The 19,291-nt window shown below is 69.6% G+C and carries 15 protein-coding genes; 13 read left to right on the top strand and 2 right to left on the bottom strand.

Translation table 11 applies throughout. The features are described from left to right. Nucleotides 1–94: 94 nt before the first annotated feature. Complete coding sequence (locus GV007_RS13150) at nucleotides 95–1,873, bottom strand: dolichyl-phosphate-mannose--protein mannosyltransferase (RefSeq protein WP_236558496.1); 1,779 nt, start codon at nucleotides 1,871–1,873, stop codon at nucleotides 95–97. Nucleotides 1,874–1,923: 50 nt separating this feature from the next. Between GV007_RS13150 and rsmI the strand changes: the two genes are divergently transcribed. The 5 genes from rsmI to GV007_RS13125 all read left to right on the top strand — a co-directional run bounded on the left by rsmI (nucleotide 1,924) and on the right by GV007_RS13125 (nucleotide 7,789). Continuing rightward, nucleotides 1,924–2,736 (top strand): 16S rRNA (cytidine(1402)-2'-O)-methyltransferase, encoded by an 813-nt coding sequence (rsmI, locus tag GV007_RS13145; RefSeq protein ID WP_104241739.1) that lies wholly within the window; start codon nucleotides 1,924–1,926, stop codon nucleotides 2,734–2,736. A gap of 69 nt (nucleotides 2,737–2,805) precedes the next feature. Further along, nucleotides 2,806–4,374 carry a methionine--tRNA ligase gene (gene metG / locus GV007_RS13140; protein ID WP_104241737.1) on the top strand — a complete coding sequence of 523 codons (1,569 nt, stop codon included), beginning with the start codon at nucleotides 2,806–2,808 and terminating at the stop codon, nucleotides 4,372–4,374. 95 nt (nucleotides 4,375–4,469) lie between these two features. Continuing rightward, nucleotides 4,470–5,411 carry a TatD family hydrolase gene (locus GV007_RS13135; RefSeq protein ID WP_160074292.1) on the top strand — a complete coding sequence of 314 codons (942 nt, stop codon included), beginning with the start codon at nucleotides 4,470–4,472 and terminating at the stop codon, nucleotides 5,409–5,411. Beyond that, the gene (rsmA, locus tag GV007_RS13130) at nucleotides 5,408–6,259 is read left to right on the top strand and encodes a 16S rRNA (adenine(1518)-N(6)/adenine(1519)-N(6))-dimethyltransferase RsmA (RefSeq protein WP_160073204.1); all 852 of its coding nucleotides are present in this window, start codon (nucleotides 5,408–5,410) and stop codon (nucleotides 6,257–6,259) included. The genes GV007_RS13135 and rsmA overlap by 4 nt, the downstream gene beginning before the upstream one ends. 168 nt (nucleotides 6,260–6,427) lie before the next feature. Further along, nucleotides 6,428–7,789: a hypothetical protein gene (locus tag GV007_RS13125; protein WP_160073202.1), complete on the top strand. Its 1,362-nt coding sequence runs from the start codon at nucleotides 6,428–6,430 to the stop codon at nucleotides 7,787–7,789. An 8-nt stretch (nucleotides 7,790–7,797) separates the two neighbouring features. On the opposite strand, the gene GV007_RS13120 is transcribed toward GV007_RS13125, so the two are convergent. Further along, nucleotides 7,798–8,205 carry a GNAT family N-acetyltransferase gene (locus tag GV007_RS13120; RefSeq protein WP_160073200.1) on the bottom strand — a complete coding sequence of 136 codons (408 nt, stop codon included), beginning with the start codon at nucleotides 8,203–8,205 and terminating at the stop codon, nucleotides 7,798–7,800. A 259-nt stretch (nucleotides 8,206–8,464) separates the two neighbouring features. Between GV007_RS13120 and GV007_RS13115 the strand changes: the two genes are divergently transcribed. The 8 genes from GV007_RS13115 to GV007_RS13080 all read left to right on the top strand — a co-directional run bounded on the left by GV007_RS13115 (nucleotide 8,465) and on the right by GV007_RS13080 (nucleotide 19,285). Continuing rightward, nucleotides 8,465–9,505, top strand: a complete 1,041-nt coding sequence (locus GV007_RS13115; RefSeq protein WP_160073198.1) for an LLM class flavin-dependent oxidoreductase — start codon at nucleotides 8,465–8,467, stop codon at nucleotides 9,503–9,505. A gap of 18 nt (nucleotides 9,506–9,523) precedes the next feature. Beyond that, the gene (locus GV007_RS13110) at nucleotides 9,524–10,867 is read left to right on the top strand and encodes an LLM class flavin-dependent oxidoreductase (RefSeq protein WP_160073196.1); all 1,344 of its coding nucleotides are present in this window, start codon (nucleotides 9,524–9,526) and stop codon (nucleotides 10,865–10,867) included. Between the two features lie 127 nt (nucleotides 10,868–10,994). Beyond that, on the top strand, nucleotides 10,995–12,344 hold the full coding sequence (locus tag GV007_RS13105) for a M20/M25/M40 family metallo-hydrolase (protein WP_160073194.1): 1,350 nt from the start codon (nucleotides 10,995–10,997) through the stop codon (nucleotides 12,342–12,344). Between the two features lie 165 nt (nucleotides 12,345–12,509). Then, nucleotides 12,510–13,262, top strand: a complete 753-nt coding sequence (locus GV007_RS13100) for a MerR family transcriptional regulator (protein ID WP_160073192.1) — start codon at nucleotides 12,510–12,512, stop codon at nucleotides 13,260–13,262. A 1,452-nt stretch (nucleotides 13,263–14,714) separates the two neighbouring features. Continuing rightward, nucleotides 14,715–16,172 (top strand): type III glutamate--ammonia ligase, encoded by a 1,458-nt coding sequence (gene glnT, locus GV007_RS13095; protein ID WP_228502501.1) that lies wholly within the window; start codon nucleotides 14,715–14,717, stop codon nucleotides 16,170–16,172. A gap of 51 nt (nucleotides 16,173–16,223) precedes the next feature. Further along, nucleotides 16,224–17,132 carry a glutamine amidotransferase gene (locus GV007_RS13090; RefSeq protein ID WP_104244798.1) on the top strand — a complete coding sequence of 303 codons (909 nt, stop codon included), beginning with the start codon at nucleotides 16,224–16,226 and terminating at the stop codon, nucleotides 17,130–17,132. Continuing rightward, entirely contained in the window at nucleotides 17,120–17,893 is a 774-nt protein-coding gene (locus GV007_RS13085; RefSeq protein ID WP_236558495.1) for a protein glxC, read from the top strand. Before GV007_RS13090 ends, GV007_RS13085 begins: the two co-directional genes overlap by 13 nt. A gap of 21 nt (nucleotides 17,894–17,914) precedes the next feature. Further along, the gene (locus GV007_RS13080) at nucleotides 17,915–19,285 is read left to right on the top strand and encodes an FMN-binding glutamate synthase family protein (protein WP_201297698.1); all 1,371 of its coding nucleotides are present in this window, start codon (nucleotides 17,915–17,917) and stop codon (nucleotides 19,283–19,285) included. Nucleotides 19,286–19,291 lie beyond the last annotated feature (6 nt).

Raw genomic sequence — 19,291 nt, 5'->3', positions numbered from 1 at the left:
GGGCTTGCGGCGCTGCGGGCGCGCGGGGCTGCGGCGCGCGGGGCTGCGGCGCGCGGGGCTGCGGCGCGCGCACGCCCGCCGCGGCGCGGCGCGGCTACCGCCAGCTGGGCAGCCAGTGCGTGAGCGACCAGTAGGAGGTGGAGATCATCTGGCCGGTCCACACGGGCCAGAAGAGCACGGAGACGAGCGCCATGATGACGAGCAGCACCCCGACCGCGGAGACGCCGATGGTCCTCGAGGGGCGCGGGGTTTCGCGGTCGCCGGCGATGGTCTGGATGACCACGAGGGAGGCGAGGATCATGAACGGCAGGAACGCGATCGCGTAGAAGTGGAAGACGGCCTGGCGCTCGAGGTACGCGAGCCACGGGAAGTAGCCGGCCCCGTAGCCGACGAGGATCGCGAAGTACTGCCATTTCGGGCGCAGGAAGCACATGATGATGAGGAACAGGATCGACACGGTGCCGAACCAGAAGATGATGGGGTTCGAGATCGACGTGATCGCCTCGACGCACTGTCCGACATCGCAGGATGAGCCGTCGCCCGCCTCCGAGTAGACGTAGCTGAACGCGGTGGGGCGGATGAGGAACGGCCATTCCTGCGGCCCCGACTGGTATGGATGCTCGGCGCTGAGTCCGCGGTGGAAGTTGTACGCCTCGACCTGGTAGTGCCAGAGGCTCTGCAGGGGCAGCGGCACCCACGAGAGCAGTCCGGTCCACGCGTTGCCCGCCTCCTCGGCCCAGCCGCGGTAGAAGCCGCCCGTGGTGGTGAGCCAGCGGGTCCAGGTCGCGAGGTAGGTGAGGGCTGCGAGCGGCACGGTCAGGAGGAACGACACGGGGCCCTGCATGAGGATCGCGGCGGAGCCCCAGAAGGTCACGCCGAGCCGCTTCCGCTCGATCATGTCCACGACGAGCGTGTAGATGCAGAACGCGGCGAGGAAGTAGAGGCCAGACCATTTCACGGCCGATGCGGCGCCGAGGGTGACGGCCGCCGCCATGAGCCAGGGCCGCCACCAGAGGCGGGGTCCCCAGTCGGGTCCGACGGGCTTCACGTCGGGCGCGCGCGAGGTGGTCGTGGCCTTGGTCGGAATCGGGTCGCCGTCGAGGCCTTCTTCCGCGCGCCAGGCCATGATCTTCGTGCGCAGCTTCCGCTGCTGGTCCTCGCGGTCGAGGAGCACGAAGAGGAAGGCGAGCAGCACGAAGAACATGAGGATGCCGTCGAGGATCCCGACGCGCGACATGACGATCGCGTGCCCGTCGATGGTGAGCATCCCGGCACCGATCGTGGCGAGCACGGGCGAGCGGAACAGCTTCTTGGCGATGACCCAGAGGAGCGGCACTGCGAGGGTGCCGAGCAGGGCGACGGCGAATCGCCAGCCGAAGGGGTTGTCGGCACCGAACACGAGCATCCCGAGCCCGATGAGGTACTTCCCGAGGGGCGGATGCACGACGTACGAAGGGTCGGTCGTGTACCCGTTCGGGTCTCCTGCGTTGAACGCGTCGTTCGGGTTCTCGGGCCACTCCGCCTCGTAGCCGAGGTTGAGGAGGGTCCACGCGTCTTTCACGTAGAACGTCTCGTCGAAGATCAGGAAGTGCGCGCCGCCGAGATTCCAGAACCGGAGGACGGCGGCGAGGAGGGTGACGACGCCGAGGAGGATCCACTCGGTGCGCACTCGCAGCCTGGGGGTGCTCGTGACTCGCGCCCAGAGGTCGTCGAACACCGAGCCGCGCGCCACCGGGGCCGCTGGGGTCTTCGCCGCCGGCGCGGCAGGGGCAGCGGATGCGGTCACCGTGCCGCTCGTCGCCGTCGCGGGGGCCGTCGTCGCGGACGACTCGGCCGCCTCGTCTGGTGTTCCCGTGTCTGCTTGCTCGCTCACCCAAGCAATCGTAGGGGGCCGCGGGGCGAGCGCGTGGGAGGATCGCAGCCATGATCATCCTGGCCGGCACCCCCATCGGGAACCTCGGCGACGCTTCGGCGCGCCTCATCGACACGTTCAAGAACGCCACCCTGGTGGCGTGCGAGGACACCCGTTCGACGGCGAAGCTGCTCGGGATGCTGGGCGTCGAGAACCGCCCGCGGCTCGTCGCCCTCCACGAGCACAATGAGGACGAGCTCGCGAAGACCATCGTCGAGCAGGCGCGCGAGGCCGATGTGGTGCTCGTCAGCGACGCCGGCATGCCGGGAATCTCCGACCCGGGCTACCCGATCGTGGCGCTCGCGGCGAAGGAGGGAGTGACGGTGACGAGCGTGCCAGGGCCGAGCGCGGTCATCACGGCGCTCGCGATCTCGGGGCTGCCGACCGACCGCTTCACGTTCGACGGCTTCCTGCCTCGCAAGGCGGGGGAGCGGGAGACGTTCCTGCGCTCGCTCTCGAGCGAGCCGCGCACGGTAGTCCTGTTCGAGTCGCCGCACCGCCTCGCGCGCACGCTCGCCGACATGGCCGCGATCTGGCCGGCCGATCGTCGCATCGCCGTCTGCCGGGAGCTGACGAAGCTCTACGAGGAGGTCAGGCGAGGAACCGCGGCGGAGCTGGTTCCGTGGGCGGAGGAGGGGGTGCGCGGCGAGATCGTGATCGTCGTGGAGGGCGCGGCCCCCGCGGTCGTCGATGAGGCTGGGGCCCAGGCGATGGTCGCGGAGCTCGTGGCGGGCGGGATGCGCCTGAAGGACGCGGCAGCCCAGGTCGCCTCCGAGACGGGCATGAGCAAGCGAGACCTCTACCAGGGCCAGCTCGCGAAATAGTGGGCCGGGGGTGTCTCTCAGGAGCACCTCGCGTCGTAACAGTCCCCGGCCGACAATAGGATGATCCCTATGGCTTCCGGCGAATCGTTCTACATCACGACACCGATCTTCTACGTCAACGACGTCCCCCACATCGGTCACGCGTACACGGAGGTCGCCGTCGACGCGCTCGCCAGGTGGCACCGTCAGCGTGGCGACACCACGTGGCTGCTCACGGGCACCGATGAGCACGGTCAGAAGATCATGCGCTCGGCCCTCGCGAACAACGTCACCCCGCAGGCGTGGGCCGACAAGCTCGTCAACGAGGCGTGGAAGCCCATGCTGGAGACGCTCAACATCTCGAACGACGACTTCATCCGCACGACGGACGAGCGCCACGAGACTCGTGTGCAGCGCTTCCTGCAGAAGCTCAACGACGCCGGTTTCATCTACGACGCCGAGTTCGAGGCGCTCTACTGCGTGGGTTGCGAGGAGTTCAAGCCGGAGTCCGAGATCGTCGCCGGCACCGGCCAGTACGAGGGCGAGAAGGTCTGCGCCATCCACTCCAAGCCGCTCGAGCTGCTGCAGGAGCAGAACTACTTCTTCAAGCTCAGCGAGTTCCAGGACCGCCTGCTTGCGCTCTACGAGGAGAACCCGGAGTTCATCCAGCCGTCGTCGGCGCGCAACGAGGTCATCTCGTTCGTGCGCTCGGGGCTCCGCGACCTGTCGATCTCGCGCACCACGTTCGACTGGGGCGTGAAGGTCCCGTGGGACGAGTCGCACGTCGTCTACGTGTGGTTCGACGCGCTCCTCAACTACATCACTGCCATCGGCTACGGCGACGACGAGTCGGAGCTCGAGAAGTTCTGGCCGGCGCACCACATCGTCGGCAAGGACATCCTGCGCTTCCACGCTGTCATCTGGCCGGCGATGCTCATGGCCGCAGGCCTGCAGGTTCCGGCCGGCATCTTCGCGCACGGCTGGCTGCTCGTGGGCGGCGAGAAGATGTCGAAGTCGAAGCTGACGGGCATCGCGCCGACGGAGATCACCGACGTCTTCGGGTCCGACGCGTTCCGCTACTACTTCCTGCGCGCCATCCACTTCGGGCAGGACGGCTCGTTCTCGTGGGAGGACCTGTCGGCTCGCTACCAGGCTGAGCTCGCGAACGGGTTCGGAAACCTCGCGTCGCGGGTCATCGCGATGGTGAACAAGTACTTCGACGGGGTCGTCCCGGAGCAGTCCACGATGCTCGAGTCGGAGCAGGTCATCATCGACCTCGCGACCGAGGTCGCGGCGAAGGCCGACGAGGCGATGCTGGCGTTCGACATCGATGGCGCTCTCGCGCACATCTGGCGGCTCGTGGATGCGCTCAACGGGTACATCACGGAGCAGGAGCCGTGGGCGCTCTCCAAGCAGGGCGATGAGGGCCGTGCGCGCCTCGCCGCGGTGCTCGAGGTCACGACTCGCTGCCTCGGCCACCTGGCCGTGCTGCTCAACCCGTTCGTCCCGATCGCGGCCGAGAAGCTGTGGTTCGCGATCGGCGGCAACGGCGAGCTCGCCTCCACCCGCATCGACAACGCCTACGCGCTTGTCGGCTCGCGGCCGCTGAGCGAGCTGCCACCGCTCTTCCCGCGCATCGAGCAGGAAGTCCAGCGCTAGCGGTGACCGATTCCCAGCACGATGCCGGGGCCCACGATGCCGGGGCCCACGATGCCGGGGCCCAGGACGCCGGGGCGCGGGGTGACGCCGAGAGGCTGCGCCGCCGCTCGGCGACCAGCGAGTCCGGGCACACGCGCATCCTCGCGTACCCGCCGTACCCCGAGGCGCTTGCCGTGCCCTGCTACGACAACCACACGCACCTCGAGATCGAGGATGGCGAGGAGGACGAGCGCCTGACGCTCGACGAGCACCTCGCCGCCGCGGTCGCCGCGGGCGTCAAGGGCGTCGTGCAGGTCGGCAACGATGTGCCGTCGAGCCGGTGGTCGGCGCGCGTCGCGGCGACCCACGAACGGGTGCTCGCGGCGGTCGCGCTGCACCCGAACGTCGTGCCGGAGCTCGCGGCTGCTGGCACCCTCGAGGATGCGATCGCCGAGATCGACCGCCTCGCGGCCGAGCCCCGCGTGCGGGCCATCGGCGAGACGGGGCTCGATTACTTCCGCACGCCGGAGAAGGCCGACCAGCTGCTCCAGGTCGAGGCGTTCGAGCGGCACATCGGGCTCGCGAAGAAGCACGGCCTCGCCATGCAGATCCACGACCGTGATGCGCACGACGACGTCATCTCGACCCTCAAGCGGGTCGGCGCCCCGGAGCGCACGGTCTTCCACTGCTTCTCCGGCGACGCTGATATGGCGCGCCTCGCGGCGGCGGAGGGCTGGTACCTCTCGTTCGCGGGCACGGTCACGTTCAAGAACGCCGCTTCCCTGCGGGAGGCCCTGTCGGTGACGCCGATCGAGCGCATCCTCGTAGAGACGGATGCTCCGTTCCTCACGCCGGTGCCCTTCCGTGGCCGCCCCAACGCGCCGTACCTCATCCCGGTCACCCTGCGCGCGATGGCCGAGCATCTGGGGATCGCGGTGGATGAGCTCAGCGCCCAGGTCGCCTCGAACACCGAGGCCGTCTACGGGAGCTGGCAGCAGGTACCGAGCCAAGGCGACCATGCCCGTGACCTCACCTCCGACGAGAGAGAGACCGCATGAGCGTCAGCCTGCTCGGCGCCAACGAGATCCGCGAGCTCGCGGCCGAGCTGGACGTGACGCCCACGAAGAAGCTCGGACAGAACTTCGTGCACGACCCGGGAACGGTGCGGCGCATCGTGCAGACCGCGAAGGTCCGTTCGGGGGAGCACATCCTCGAGGTCGGGCCCGGCCTCGGCTCGCTCACGCTCGGTCTCCTCGAGACGGGCGCGAGCGTCACGGCCATCGAGATCGACGAGCGCCTCGCCGCCCGACTCCCGCAGACGGTGGAGGAGCACGCGCCTGGCGCGCATCTCGACGTGATCGTCTCCGACGCCCTCCAGGTTCAGGACGTGCCGGGCGAGCCGGTCGCGCTCGTCGCGAACCTGCCGTACAACGTGTCGGTGCCGGTGCTGCTGCACCTCCTCGAGCGGTTGCCGTCGCTGCAGCGCGGGGTGGTCATGGTGCAGGCCGAGGTGGGGGAGCGCATCGTCGCCGGACCCGGCTCGAAGGTGTACGGCTCGCCGAGCGTGAAGGCCGCCTGGTACGGCACATGGTCGAGTGCGGGCCTCGTGGGCCGCAAGGTGTTCTGGCCGGTGCCGAACGTCGACTCCATCCTCATCTCCTACACGGAGCGTGATGAGCCGCGCGGCTCGGAGGAGCTGCGCCGCAAGGTGTTCCGAATCGTGGATGCCGCGTTCGGTCAGCGCCGCAAGATGCTGCGCCAGGCGCTGTCGCCGTTGCTCGGCGAGAACGCGGCGGCGACCTCGCTTGTGCTCGAGGCGTCCGGCATCGACCCCACCGCCCGCGGCGAGACGGTCGGCATCGACGACTACGTGCGGCTCGCGGCGGCCTGGACTCCCGAAGACTGAGCCCGGCGAGGGGCAAGCGGCCCCTCGCGACTCCATCGGGTCGGGGAACGCCGAGGAACACCTGGGGACGCCTGGGAGTCCGGTGCGCACCGTCGAGCCGACTGGGGCAGACTAGCGTCGGGCACCACAACGAGGTCGGTGCCCGCACAGTGTGGCGAGGGAGCGGTCATGGGCGACACATCGGCAGCCCATCGCGATCCTGAGGCGCCTCCGCGTCGTGCGCGCACCATCACGATCGTCGCCATCGTGGTCGTTCTTGTCCTCGCCGCTGGCTGGGTTGTCCTCGCGTTCACGGACGAGTCGGACACCTCGCCGACGGATGCGGTGAGCGAGTCGACGCTGCCCGGCTACCCCACGCGGGGTCCCCGAGCCGATCTCGACGACCAGCGTGCGCTTGTGGCCGCCGCCGACCTCTGGAGGGCCGACGGCGCGGACGACGTGACCGACAGGGCCGACGTGACGGGCGGGAGCGACGGCATCGAGATCCCGGAGGGACAGGTGATCGAGCTGCTCTGGGCTGGCGATGTCGACTCTCTCGCGCTCGGTTCGGTGCCGGGGCTCCGCAGCTCGTTCTCTGCTCGCCTCGTGATCCTCCGCTCCGACAACGCGGTCGCGGCCCTTGCTCGTCCGCTCGACGGTGCCGGCAGCGACGACGACACGGCGTTCACGATGCTCGGGGCGTCCTCGATCACCACGAGCCGCTATGAGCGCGGGTTCACGGTCGCGCGGGGCGTGCTGCTCTTCCATGAGCGGATGCAGCGCGGGATGTCGCTCGAGACGGCGACCTTCTCCACCGAGACGGCACCCGCGCTGAGCGAGACGCCGACCTCCGACGGGCTCCTTCTCCTGTCTGCCAGGGCGCTGCTGCGCATCCCGGACGCGGGAGGCACGGCTGCGGCGGACGTCTACGCGGGGTTCGCCTACGTGCATCCCAGTTCGGGGCTCACGATGCTGCAGACCGAGGATGCAGACCGGGACTGGACCGCGGTCACCGATCCCAAGCGTGGCAACGCTCGCTACGCGGCGCTCTCGCGCGGCATCATCACCGCCCGAGACGCACAGCACGGGTACCGGCTGCGGGCATCCATCCTCGACGATCAGCCGCTGCCATCCGGTGAACGGCTCGCGCTCGCCTCGGTCTCCCACCTGGAGAGCCAGGGCCGCGGCTCTGGGGTCCTCTGGGCGGCGATCATCGCCGTGCGCGGCAACGAGGACCCGATCGTGCTCGGTGCGGGGGACGTCGCGAGACCGGTGAACGGCGCACCGCAGCTGCCTGTCATCGCGGCCAGGTGGGTCCGAGATGACGGTGTGGACGTGCTCGTCGTCGCGGGCACCCGCGAGATCACCTCGTTCGACATCGCTGCGTCTGGCGGCACGACCAGCTTCGCCGGCTCTGGCGGTGTCGTCGACCGCTCGCGCCTCGCCCTGACCTGGGAGGACGAGGCCGGGAACGCGGTCAGCCGACCGGCGCTCGTGGTCATCGGGATGTCGGGGGCCGGGCCGGTGCCGTCACTAGAGCCGATCAGCTGAACGGTGAGCTAACCGGCGAGCTCGAGGGTGAGCGCGAAGATCTGCGTCCAGCTCTCCTCACCGTGCTCGAGCTCGGGCCGACGCTCGAAGCCGAGCTGCTCCAGCAGGCGCTGCATGGCAACGTTCTCCTCCGGCACGTAGGTGTCGATTCCGGCTGCGAGGTGCAGGTCCGCCCAGGTGATGGCGGCCCTCGTCACGCGGGTCCCGATGCCGGTTCCGCGCACGTCCGGGGCAACCCAGAGCTCGTCGAACACGAGCTCGGAACCGACGGCGTCGAGGGGGCCGGAGAGCACCGCGCTCGCGACGACTCGTGTGCCGTCGAAGGGAATCGCGTGGAACTCCACGCGGCCGCTGCCCGCTCGGGTGGTGGTCACACGGACGGCGTTGCCGATCGACGTGTGCAGCCCGAGGCTCATTGCAGGACCGGCCTGCCTGTCTCGACGCGCTGCTGGCACATGAAGTTCAGGCCTGTTGTCGTGTGTGTCATCTTCATGCTCCTTCCACGGTCGGGGCTGTGCGGTCCGCTCCAGTGGGAGGCGGGCTGCTGCTCATTGGTGGGTACCGTACGCCTCACTTCACGAGGCTCGCACCCAGTGTTGCGCCAGAAGTCCTCCCGGGGCGGCAGGTGAAGCGTCGACATCCAGGCGGCGACGTGCGCTTCCTAGTCTTCGAGGCATGACTCACGAGAACCCGCCGTTTGCCATCGCCGTCGAAGCGGGCAGCGAGGGCGTCAGCCCACAGCGAATCCGCGCAGCTATCGCCGCGCTCGAGCGCTTCGGCGTGACCATCGCCACGTTCGAGGACACGGGTTTCCGCGACCTCGCGACGACGGCTCCGCGGCTGGACGCCATCGAGCAGGCCGCGTTCGCCGCCCCGCTCTCCGGGGCGACCGGCCTCGTGCCACTCATCCGGGTCTCGGCGGTCGAGCCGTTCCACCTCGCGACGCAGCTCGCGACGCTCGACTACGCGTCGCACGGCAGGGCAGGGTGGATCGGCGACGTCGACGGCAGCGAGGTCGAAGCGGCCGCGTTCGACCGGCCCCCGCTCGATGGGCCTGAGGCCCGCCGCACTGAAGTCGACGACACCATCGAAGTGCTCGGCAGGCTCTGGGACTCCTGGGAGGACGCCGCCGTCATCCGCGATGTCGAGACCGGCCGCTACCTCGACCGCGACAAGCTCCACTACGCCGATTTCGAGGGCGCGCGCTTCAGCGTGAAGGGCCCGTCCATCATCCCGCGCCCGCACCAGGGGCTGCTCCCGACGTTCGCGCCCTACGGCTCGGCGGCGCCCGAGCTCGTCGACGTCGCACTCATCCGCGAGCGCACGGTCCTCGAGGCCAGCGCCGCGGCCGGGCAGGCCGACTCCCAAGGCATCGCCCGCACGATCGTCGAGGTCTCGGTCGCGCTCGATGCGCCAGGACGCCCCGCGGCCGACCGGGCCGGTGCGCCCGCGGCCGACACGCAGGCGGCGGGGCGCATCCACTACTCCGGCGATGCGGTCGGTCTCGTCGAGCTCATCACCGAGGTCGCGTCGTTCGCGAACGGCGTGCGCGTGCTGCCCGCGGACTTCGACGCGGATGTGCAGGAGCTCGGCCGCGCCGTGCTCCCAGCGCTGCGCCGCGCTGGCGTCTTCACCTCGCCGCGCGCCGGCGAGCACCTGCGCGACGCTCTCGGGCTCGCGCACCCCGTCAACCGCTACGCCGCCCAGGCTCTCTGAACGCGAAGGATCACGACGATGACACAGCACAGCACAGGCCCGACGCGGCCTGCCTCGGGAGCGGCGGAAGCGGGCCAGATCCAGTTCGGCGTCTTCTTCCAGGGCGTGAACTCGACGACCATCTGGTCAAGCGAGCGGAGCGGATCGCAGACCGAGTTCGAGTCGTTCCGGCGCATCGCCCAGACCGCTGAACGCGGACTCTTCTCCGCCTTCTTCCTCGGTGAGGGGCTGCGGTTGCGCGAGCATCTCGGCAGGATCCACGACAACGACGTGGCGGGGCGACCGGATGGCATCACGCAGCTCGCCGCGCTCGCGCCCATCACCGAGAAGATCGGCCTCGTCGCCACGCAGAACACCACCTACAACGAGCCGGCCGACCTGGCCTACCGGCTCGCGAGCCTCGACCTCCTCAGCGAGGGGCGCGCGGCGTGGAACATCGTGACGACCGACAACGCGTGGACCGGCGCGAACTTCCGCCGCGGCGGTCACCTCGCGCATGAGCACCGCTACGACCGGGCGGCTGAGTTCGTGCGGGCAGCCAAGGAACTGTGGGCGAACCGGGGCCGCGTCGATTTCGATGGTGAGTTCATCCGCTTCGTCTCCGAGCGGGTCCTCCCGCAGAGCCCGCAGTCGAGGCCCGTGCTGTTCCAGGCCGGCGACTCCAGCCAGGGGCGCGACTTCGGTGCCGAGCACGCCGACGTCATCTTCTCCGCCCACCCCGAGCTGGAGGGTGCGACGGCGTTCGCCGCCGATCTGCGCGAGCGGCTCACGAAGTTCGGCCGCGCACGCGACGAGCTCGCGTTCTTCCCCGGCGCGACGATCATCGTCGCCGGAACCCCCAAGGAGGCGGAGGAGAAAGCCCGCTGGGTGCGCGAGCACCAGATCTCGCCCTCGACGTCGCTTCGCTACCTCGAACAGTTCTGGGGCAAGGACCTCTCCCACCTCGACCCCGACGGTCCGCTGCCGGTGGAGGATCCGGTTGTGGCCGTCACCGACGGCACCCGCGGCAGCGCGTTCCAGAACGCGAAGGCGCTCGAGCTCGCGCAGCAGTGGCGGGAGAAGTCGGAGGCGCTCGGGCTGTCGATCCGCGAGTTTGTGATCCACCTCTCGTCGCAGCGTGGCTTCGTCGGCGGCGTCGACGAGGTCGCCGACACGCTCACCGAGCTGGCCCGCAGCGGAGCCGTGACGGGCATCAACCTGACCCCGTACCTCGTGCCCTCGGGGCTCGACGACATCGTCGACGAGCTCATCCCGGCGCTCCAGGAGCGCGGCTCCTACCGCACCGAGTACCCGGGAACGACGCTGCGCGAGAACCTCGGTCTGCCGGCCGTCGTCGGGGAGCTGGTGCCCGCGAGCGTCTGAGCCGGGGCACCTCGGTGAAGGTGGGAAGACCTGACAAGAGGGGCCGCGTGAGCCCCTGCAGCCTGGCTCGTTACTCCGCGCAACGCTCCGGCGCGCGCCTCGGCCCCCTTCCGCCGAGGATGGGGGAATGACTTCGCTTCGCGACGAGACCGTCACCCTCCTGCAGCAGCTCATCCGCGCCGAGACCGTCAACGACGGTGCGCTCGACTCGGGTAACGAGTGGCGGGCGGCGGCGGTCATCGAGGAGTTCTTCGCCGGCAGCGGCGTCGAGCTCGCGCGCGTCGAGCCGTTCCCCGGTCGTGTCTCCGTCGTGGCACGCCTCACGGGCAGTGACGCTGCTGCGGAGTCGCTGGCCCTCGTCGGCCACACCGACGTCGTTCCCGTGAAGGCGAGCGACTGGGCGCATCCGCCGCATTCGGGCGAGCTCGTCGACGGCGAGGTCTGGGGGCGCGGTGCCGTCGACATGCTGTTCCTCACCGCCTCCTACGCGGTCATCTTCAAGCGCCTCGCGACAAGCGGCTTCGCCCCCACCGGCGACCTCGTGTTCGCGGCCGTCGCCGACGAGGAGCAGGGCAGTCGGGCGGGGGTCGGCTGGTTCTCCGAGCACGACTGGGCCACGATCGCCGCCGACAACGTGCTCACCGAGTGGGGAGGCGCGCGCCTCGGCGGCATCGGCAGCACCGCTATCACGGTGGGCGTCGGCGAGAAGGGGGCAGCCCCGCGGCGCATCGTCGTGCGCGGCGACGCGGCGCACGCCTCGGCTCCGTGGGGCCGATCGAACGCGGCCGTCACCCTCGCCAAGGTCATCGACCGCCTCCAGGCCGGCGCGCCGAAGCCCCGCATCAGCGAGCAGTGGATCGACACGCTCGCAGCCCTTGACCTTCCGACCGAGCTGAGCACGCGGCTCGCGCATCCCGACACCATCGACGAGGCCATCGACGAGCTCAGCGCGCACCCCGAGCTCGGCGATCTCGCCCCGTTTGTCCACGCCTGGACGCACACGACCGTCGCCGTCACCGTCGTCGACGCCGGGTCGAAGGTCAACGTCATCCCGGACAGCGGGTCGATCTCGCTCGACATCCGAGTGCTGCCAGGCGTGACCGAGGAGGACGTCGAGGCACACCTCGCTGCCGTGGCCGCCGAGTTCCCAGGCCTCGTGAGCGTCGAGGGGGAGTGGTTCTCGCCAGCGAACGAGTCGGCCACCACGACTCGCCTCTACGGGCAGATCGAAGAGGCCCTCGCCGAGTTCGTGCCAGGAGCGAAGCCCGCTCCGATCCTCGGGGTCGGCGGCTCCGATGCGCGCTTCTACCGGCTGCACGGCGCGAACGCCTTCGGGTTCGGGATCCTCACCTCCGAGCTGACCTTCTCGGTCGCCCGCAACAGGTTCCACTCCGCGAACGAACGGCTCGACCTCGAGTCCATCGACCTCACGGTGCGCGGCCTCGATCACGTCGTCCGAGGCTTCCTCTCGGCCTGACGCGCGCCTGACGCGCCAGTCGGTGCGCCCGTTCGGGGGCTCGGGCAAACTCGTGCACCCGCTTGACCTTGACGCAGCGTCAACTTCTACAGTCGTTCTCGAGCGGTTCGGATCTCCCGAGAACGGGGGAGCCGCTCACACGATCTGAGCGAGAGGACGCCCGCCATGGAATGGTCGATCGGCGAAGTCGCGAAGCGGTCGGGGGTGACGTCGCGGACGCTGCGCCACTACGAGAGCATCGGCCTGCTGCGGCCGAGCCGGACGGGCGCCAACGGCTACCGCTACTACGACGAGGGCGCGCTGGTTCGGTTGCAGCGCATCCTGCTCCTCCGTGAGCTGGGCGTTGGCCTGTCGGCGATCGGGGACGCCCTCGCCGGCCGCAGCGACGATGTCGTTGCGCTCGAGGCGCACCTCGGCTGGCTGCACGACGAGCGCGGCCGCCTCACGAAGCAGATCGGATCGGTGCGTGCGACGCTCGCCGCACTCAAGGGGAAGGAACAGCTCATGCCTGAGCAGATGTTCGACGGATTCGACCACACGCAGTACAAGGACGAGGTCGAGGAGCGGTGGGGCGTCGAAGCCTCTGCCGAGAGCGACACGTGGTGGCGCGGCCTCGGCGCGGACGGCAAGAAGGGCTTCCTGGAGGAGCAGACGCAGATCCAGGATGCGTTCAGCGCGGCCCAGTCGGCGGGGCTTGGGGCTGGCAGCGACGAGGCGCAGGTGGCCGCCGCCCGCCAATTCGCGTGGATCAGCGACAGCTGGCAGGGCAAGTCCCCGACGGCCGAGCTGTTCACGAACCTCGGCGAGATGTACGTCGCCGACGAGCGCTTCGCCAAGAACTACACGCGCGTCCACGCGACGGGCGCCGAGTTCGTGCGCGACGCGATGCGCATCTACGCCGAGCGCACCCTCGACTAGCCGAGCCGCACTATCACCCAGCTGAGCTGAACCCTCGGCTGGCTCGACACGACCAGCCGAGCTGAACCCTCGGCTGGCTCGACACGACCAGCCGAGCTGAACCCTCGGCTGGCTCGACACGACCAGCCGAGCTGCTCCCTCGACCAGCGGTGCACGCCCTGCGGAGCCTGCAGCTGGGGCGTCCCTGAGCGGACCAGCACCGGCATCCATCGCTCGAGTCGACCGAGTTCTCACAAACGTCAGCGAGATGCATCTTCGTAGCGACCGAAGCATGCATCTCGCTGACTCTTTTGCCTTTCAGCTTGTGGCTTTGGGGCCCGCGGGCCGTAGCTATGCGCGTCCTGTGCGCTCCGCCTCGCGCGGGCGTCCCCACACAGCCAATCTCCCCCCCCTGCACAGAAGTGAGGGAGATGCATCTCCCCGTCGAGCGCAAGATGCATCTGGGTGACTCCTGCGCAGGCGACCTGAGGGATGCGCGGGTTTGGGATGCGCGCTCTGCCCCGTCCCGTCCTGCCCCGCCCAGTCGGCTGCAGACCTGGGGCTAGGGCACCAGAAGGTGGCAGCTGAGGTGCGCAAGTGCGAGGACTGCGGATGCGGTTTTGCCAGACCTGGGGGTTGTGCATGCCTTTCGGCGCACAGGGGTGCGCAGGCGCGAGGTCTGCGGGTGTGGTTTTGCCAGACCTGGGGGTAGGGCACCAGGAGGCGCCAGCTGAGGTGCGTGGGCGCGAGGTCTGCGGATGGGGCTTCGTCAGGCCTGGGGGTAGGGCACCAGAAGGCGCCAGCTGAGGTGCGTGGGCGCGAGGTCTGCGGATGGGGCTTCGTCAGACCTGGGGGTAGGGCACCAGAAGGCGCCAGCTTAGGTGCGTGGGCGCAAGGTCTGCGGATGCGGCTTCGCTAGACCTGGGGTTGTGCACGCCTTTTCGGGGCGCAGGGGTGCGCAGGCGCGAGGTCTGCGGATGGGGCTTCGTCAGACCTGGGGGTTGTGCACGCCTTTCGGCGCACAGGGGTGCGCAGGCGCGAGGTCTGCGGGTGTGGTTTTGCCAGACCTGGGGCTGGGGCACCAGGAGGCGCCAGGTGAGGTGCGCAAGTGCGAGGTCTGCGGGTGTGGTCTGCGGGTGCGGGTTTGCCAGACCTGGGGGTAGGGCACCAGAAGGCGCCAGCTGAGGTGCGCAAGTGCGAGGTCTGCGGATGCGGTTTTGCCAGACCTGGGGGTTGTGCACGCCTTTCGGCGCGCGGGGGTGCGTAGGCGCGAGGTCTGCGGATGGGGCTTCGTCAGACCTGGGGGTTGTGCATGCCTGTCGGTGTGCGGGGGTGCGCAAGTGCGAGGTCTGCGGGTGCGGACGCGGATGCGGATGCGGATGGGGGCCCTCACCCCGCTTCCCGTAACCCAGTGTTTACAGGGGCGAACGCTGTGGAAACATCCGTCTGTCTACTATTGGCTAACAAGGTTTCATGTCAGGTAACATCAACATCATGCGGGAGACGACCATGACACAACTAGCCCCCAAGCTGGTCGAAGGAGAGCTCGCGGCAGACGACCGCATCACGCTCCGCGACCTCGCCCAGGCGCACGGCGTGCAGTTCATCCTCGCCACGTTCGTCGACCTCAACGGCAAGCCGTGCGCGAAGCTCGTGCCGACCTCTGCCGCCGACGAGCTTGAGGCAGGCGCCCTCGGCTTCGCGGGCTTCGCCGCCGGCCTCATCGGCCAGGAGCAGCACGACCCCGACCTCATCGCGATCCCCGACCTCGACTCGTTCACCCCTCTGCCGTTCGTCCGCGAGGGCCTCGCGCTCGTGCACTGCGACCCGCACGTCAACGGGAAGCCGTGGCCGTACGCGCCCCGCAACATCCTGAAGCGCGCCATCGCCGAGCTCGCCACGCGCGGCATGACGGCCAAGGTCGGCGCCGAGGTCGAGTACTTCCTCGTCGACCGCGCCGAGGACGGCACCCTCGCCCCCGCTGACAAGCGCGACAACGGCCCTCGCCCCTGCTATGACGCCCGCGGCGTGACACGCATGTACGACCACCTCTCCTCTGTCTCGACCGCCATCAACTCGCTCGGCTGGGGCAACTACGCCAACGACCACGAAGACGGGGCCGGCCAGTTCGAGCAGAACTTCGACTACGCCGACGCGCTCACGACCGCCGACCGCGTCATCACGCTCCGCTACATCCTCAACGTGCTCGCCGAAGAGCGCGGCATGACGGCGACGTTCATGCCGAAGCCCTTCACGAACCGCACCGGCACTGGCCTGCACCTCCACCTGTCGCTGTGGAGCGAGCAGGACGAGCCGCTCTTCCCGGCGAACCCGGGCGCGGGCGGCACCGCCGCATCCACCGATGACGCCGCGAGCGAGCCGGCAGCGGATGCGCGGGGCCTCGGCCTCTCGCCCGTCGCGTACGGCTTCGTGGCCGGGCTCCTCGAGCACGCGCCCGCGCTGCAGGCGTTCCTCGCTCCCTCGGTGAACTCCTACAAGCGGATCGGCACAGCCACATCCAGCTCGGGCGCGACCTGGTCGCCGCGGAAGGCGTCGTACGGCGGCAACGACCGCACGCACATGGTGCGGGTTCCGGACAACAAGCGCGTCGAGCTCCGCTCGGGGGACGGCGCAGCGAACCCCTACCTGGCGGTCGCGACCTCGATCATGGCCGGCCTCGACGGCATCGACAACAGCATCGACCCAGGCAACCCCTCGGGCCCAGGCCAGGCGCCCGAAGGTGCGGCCGTACTGCCCGCGACGCTCCTCCACGCCGTCGAAGCGCTGCGCCGCGACCCCGTGATCCTCGCCAGCCTCAGCGGCGACGAGGCCACCGGCCGCTACTTCGCCGACGCGAAGGAGACCGAGTTCCTCACCTGGCACGCGCAGGTCAGCGACTGGGAGCTCGACACCTACCTCACCGCCTTCTGACCCGCCCGCATCCAGAGACCAGACAAGACCACCCCCGAAAGGACCACGCCCGTGTGTGGAATCGCCGCGCTGCAGTTGCGCAACCCCCAGCTCAGGCCGCAGATGGGCGACCTGCTCCAGACCATGCTCTGCGAGATGGTCGACCGCGGACCCGACTCCGCGGGCCTCGCCGTGTACGACAACCCCGACCTCACGGGCAGCGCCGCGTCGACGCTCAGCCTCCTCGGCGGCACGCAGCTGCTCACCGTGGAAGAGCTCACCGCCGAACTCGAGCGCACCCTCCCCGCCGGGGCGGCGCCGAAGGTATCCGTCGTCGGCGACACGACGCTCGTGAGCGGCGAGCTGTCGACGAGCATCCTCGCGGATGCGGTCAGCGCGGCCCTCCCGACCGCCACGATCATCGGCCGCGGCGGCCACCTCGCCGTCATGAAGAGCGTCGGCAATCCCATGGACGTCGCCTCCAACCACGGCCTCGAATCCATGTCAGGGAGTCAGGGCGTCTCGCACACCCGCATGGCCACCGAATCGGCCGTGACCGCGGGCGGCACGCACCCCTTCGCTGTCGCCGACGACCTCTGCCTGGTGCACAACGGATCCTTCTCGAACCACGCCTCCATCCGTCGCGAACTGAAGCGCACGGGCGTGCAGTTCGACTCCGAGAACGACACCGAGGTCGGTGCGCGCTACATCGCCTCCCGCCTCGAGCAGGGCGACACCCTCGAGGAGGCGCTCATCAACCTCGGCGACGTCTTCGACGGCTTCTACACGCTTGTCGTCACGACCGCCGACAGCATGGCCATCGTGCGCGACCCCATCGCCTGCAAGCCCGCCATCGTGGCCGTCACCGACGACTACGTGGCCATGGCCTCCGAGTACCGCGCCCTTGCGCAGCTCCCCGGCATCGAATCCGCCGACATCTTCGAACCAGTCCCCGGAAAGGTCTACACGTGGTCACTCTAGACAGCACCCAGTACGCGGCAGCCCCAGCCACAGCGCCAGCGCCCCCAGTGCCCGCAGCGGCCCCCTCGTCGTCCGCGACGTCTGCGGCCAGCCCCACCACGATCGACCTCGCCGGCCAGGATGTGCGAGTCGTGAACGCAGCCGTCCAGGCAGCGGAAGCCGGAACCAGGTGGAGCATCCAGCACCCCGCCGGCAAGCACAACGTGGCCGTCGGCATCAGCTCGGCCATCGACGTCACGATCGACGGGCACGTCGGCTACTACGCCGCCGGAATGCACCAGCGGGGCGCCGTCACCATCAACGGCAACGCCGGAGTCGGGCTCGCCGAGAACATCATGAGCGGCAGCGTGCACGTCACAGGGGACGCCTCCCAGTCGGCCGCTGCGACCGGCCACGGCGGCCTCGTCGTCATCGACGGCAACGCCGGAGCCCGCTGCGGCATCTCCATGAAGGGCGTCGACATCGTCGTAGGGGGCAGCATCGGGCATATGTCGGCGTTCATGGCGCAGGCCGGTCGCCTTGTCGTGTGCGGCGACGCCGGGGAAGCGCTCGGCGACTCCATCTACGAGACCCGCATCTACGTGCAGGGCACCGTCGAATCGCTCGGCGCCGACTGCATCGAGAAGCCCATGCGCGAGGAGCACCTCGCCGAGCTCGCCGAGCTGCTCGTCGCAGCCGGCCGCGACGACGACCCAGCCGCGTTCAAACGCTACGGCTCGGCCCGCAAGCTCTACCACTTCAACGTCGACAACGCCTACTAGGCCGAGCAGGAAGCGCCACTCATGACTCTCATCGACCAGCCCACGTCTACCGTCGGCGCACCGCAGTCACCCGCTCGCCTCGCCGAGCTCGGCCTCCGCGAGTCCGCGACGTTCGACCGCGCGACGATCTCCGACATCCAGCGCGCCGCACGCACGGGCATCTACGACATCCGCGGGTGGGGTGCGAAGCGGCAGCTGCCGCACTTCGACGACCTGCTGTTCCTCGGCGCATCCATGTCGCGCTACCCGCTCGAGGGGTACCGCGAGCGCTGCGGCACCGACGTCGTGCTCGGCGACCGCTTCGCCTCGAAGCCCCTGCACCTCGACATCCCCGTCACGATCGCCGGAATGAGCTTCGGCGCCCTCTCCGCGAACGCCAAGGAGGCCCTCGGGCGCGGGGCGTCCGAGGTCGGCACCTCCACGACGACCGGCGATGGCGGCATGACACCGGAGGAGCGTGGCCAGTCGAAGCACCTCGTCTACCAGTACCTGCCTTCGCGGTACGGCATGAACCCCGACGATCTGCGCAAGGCGGATGCGATCGAGATCGTCCTCGGTCAGGGCGCGAAGCCGGGCGGTGGCGGCATGCTGCTCGGGCAGAAGATCACCGAGCGCGTCGCCGGGATGCGGACCCTGCCCATCGGCATCGACCAGCGATCCGCGAGCCGCCACCCCGACTGGACGGGCCCGGACGACCTGACGATCAAGATCGCCGAGCTTCGCGAGATCACCGGCTGGGAGAAGCCGATCTACGTGAAGATCGGGGCGTCCCGCCCCTACTACGACACGGCGCTCGCGGTGAAGGCCGGTGCTGACGTCGTGGTGCTCGACGGCATGCAGGGAGGCACGGCGGCGACGCAGCAGGTGTTCATCGAGAACGTCGGCATTCCGACGCTCGCCGCGATCCCGCAGGCCGTGGCGGCGCTCCAGGAACTCGGCATGCACCGCAAGGTGCAGCTCATCGTGTCCGGCGGCATCCGCACGGGAGCCGACGTCGCGAAGGCGATGGCGCTCGGCGCCGATGCGGTCGCGATCGGCACGGCCGCGCTCATCGCACTCGGCGACAACGACCCCCGCTACCAGCAGGAGTACGCCGACATCGGCTCGGCCGCCGGCTTCTACGACGACTTCCAGGACGGGCGCGACCCGGCCGGCATCTCGACGCAGGACCCGGAGCTCGCCTCCCGCCTCAACCCCGTCGAGGGAGGGCGGCGCCTCGCGAACTACCTGCGTGTGCTGACCATGGAGGCGCAGACCATCGCCCGTGCGTGCGGCAAGTCGCACATCCGCAACCTCGAGCCGGAGGACCTCGTCGCGCTGACCGTCGAATCGGCCGCGATGGCGAACGTGCCGCTCGCGGGCACGAGCTGGATCCCCGGCAAGCAGTACTAGGGCGAG

The organism is Pseudoclavibacter sp. 8L (assembly GCF_902506465.1).
Classification (GTDB): domain Bacteria; phylum Actinomycetota; class Actinomycetes; order Actinomycetales; family Microbacteriaceae; genus Pseudoclavibacter.
This window is presented reverse-complemented; position numbering and strand designations above follow the sequence as displayed.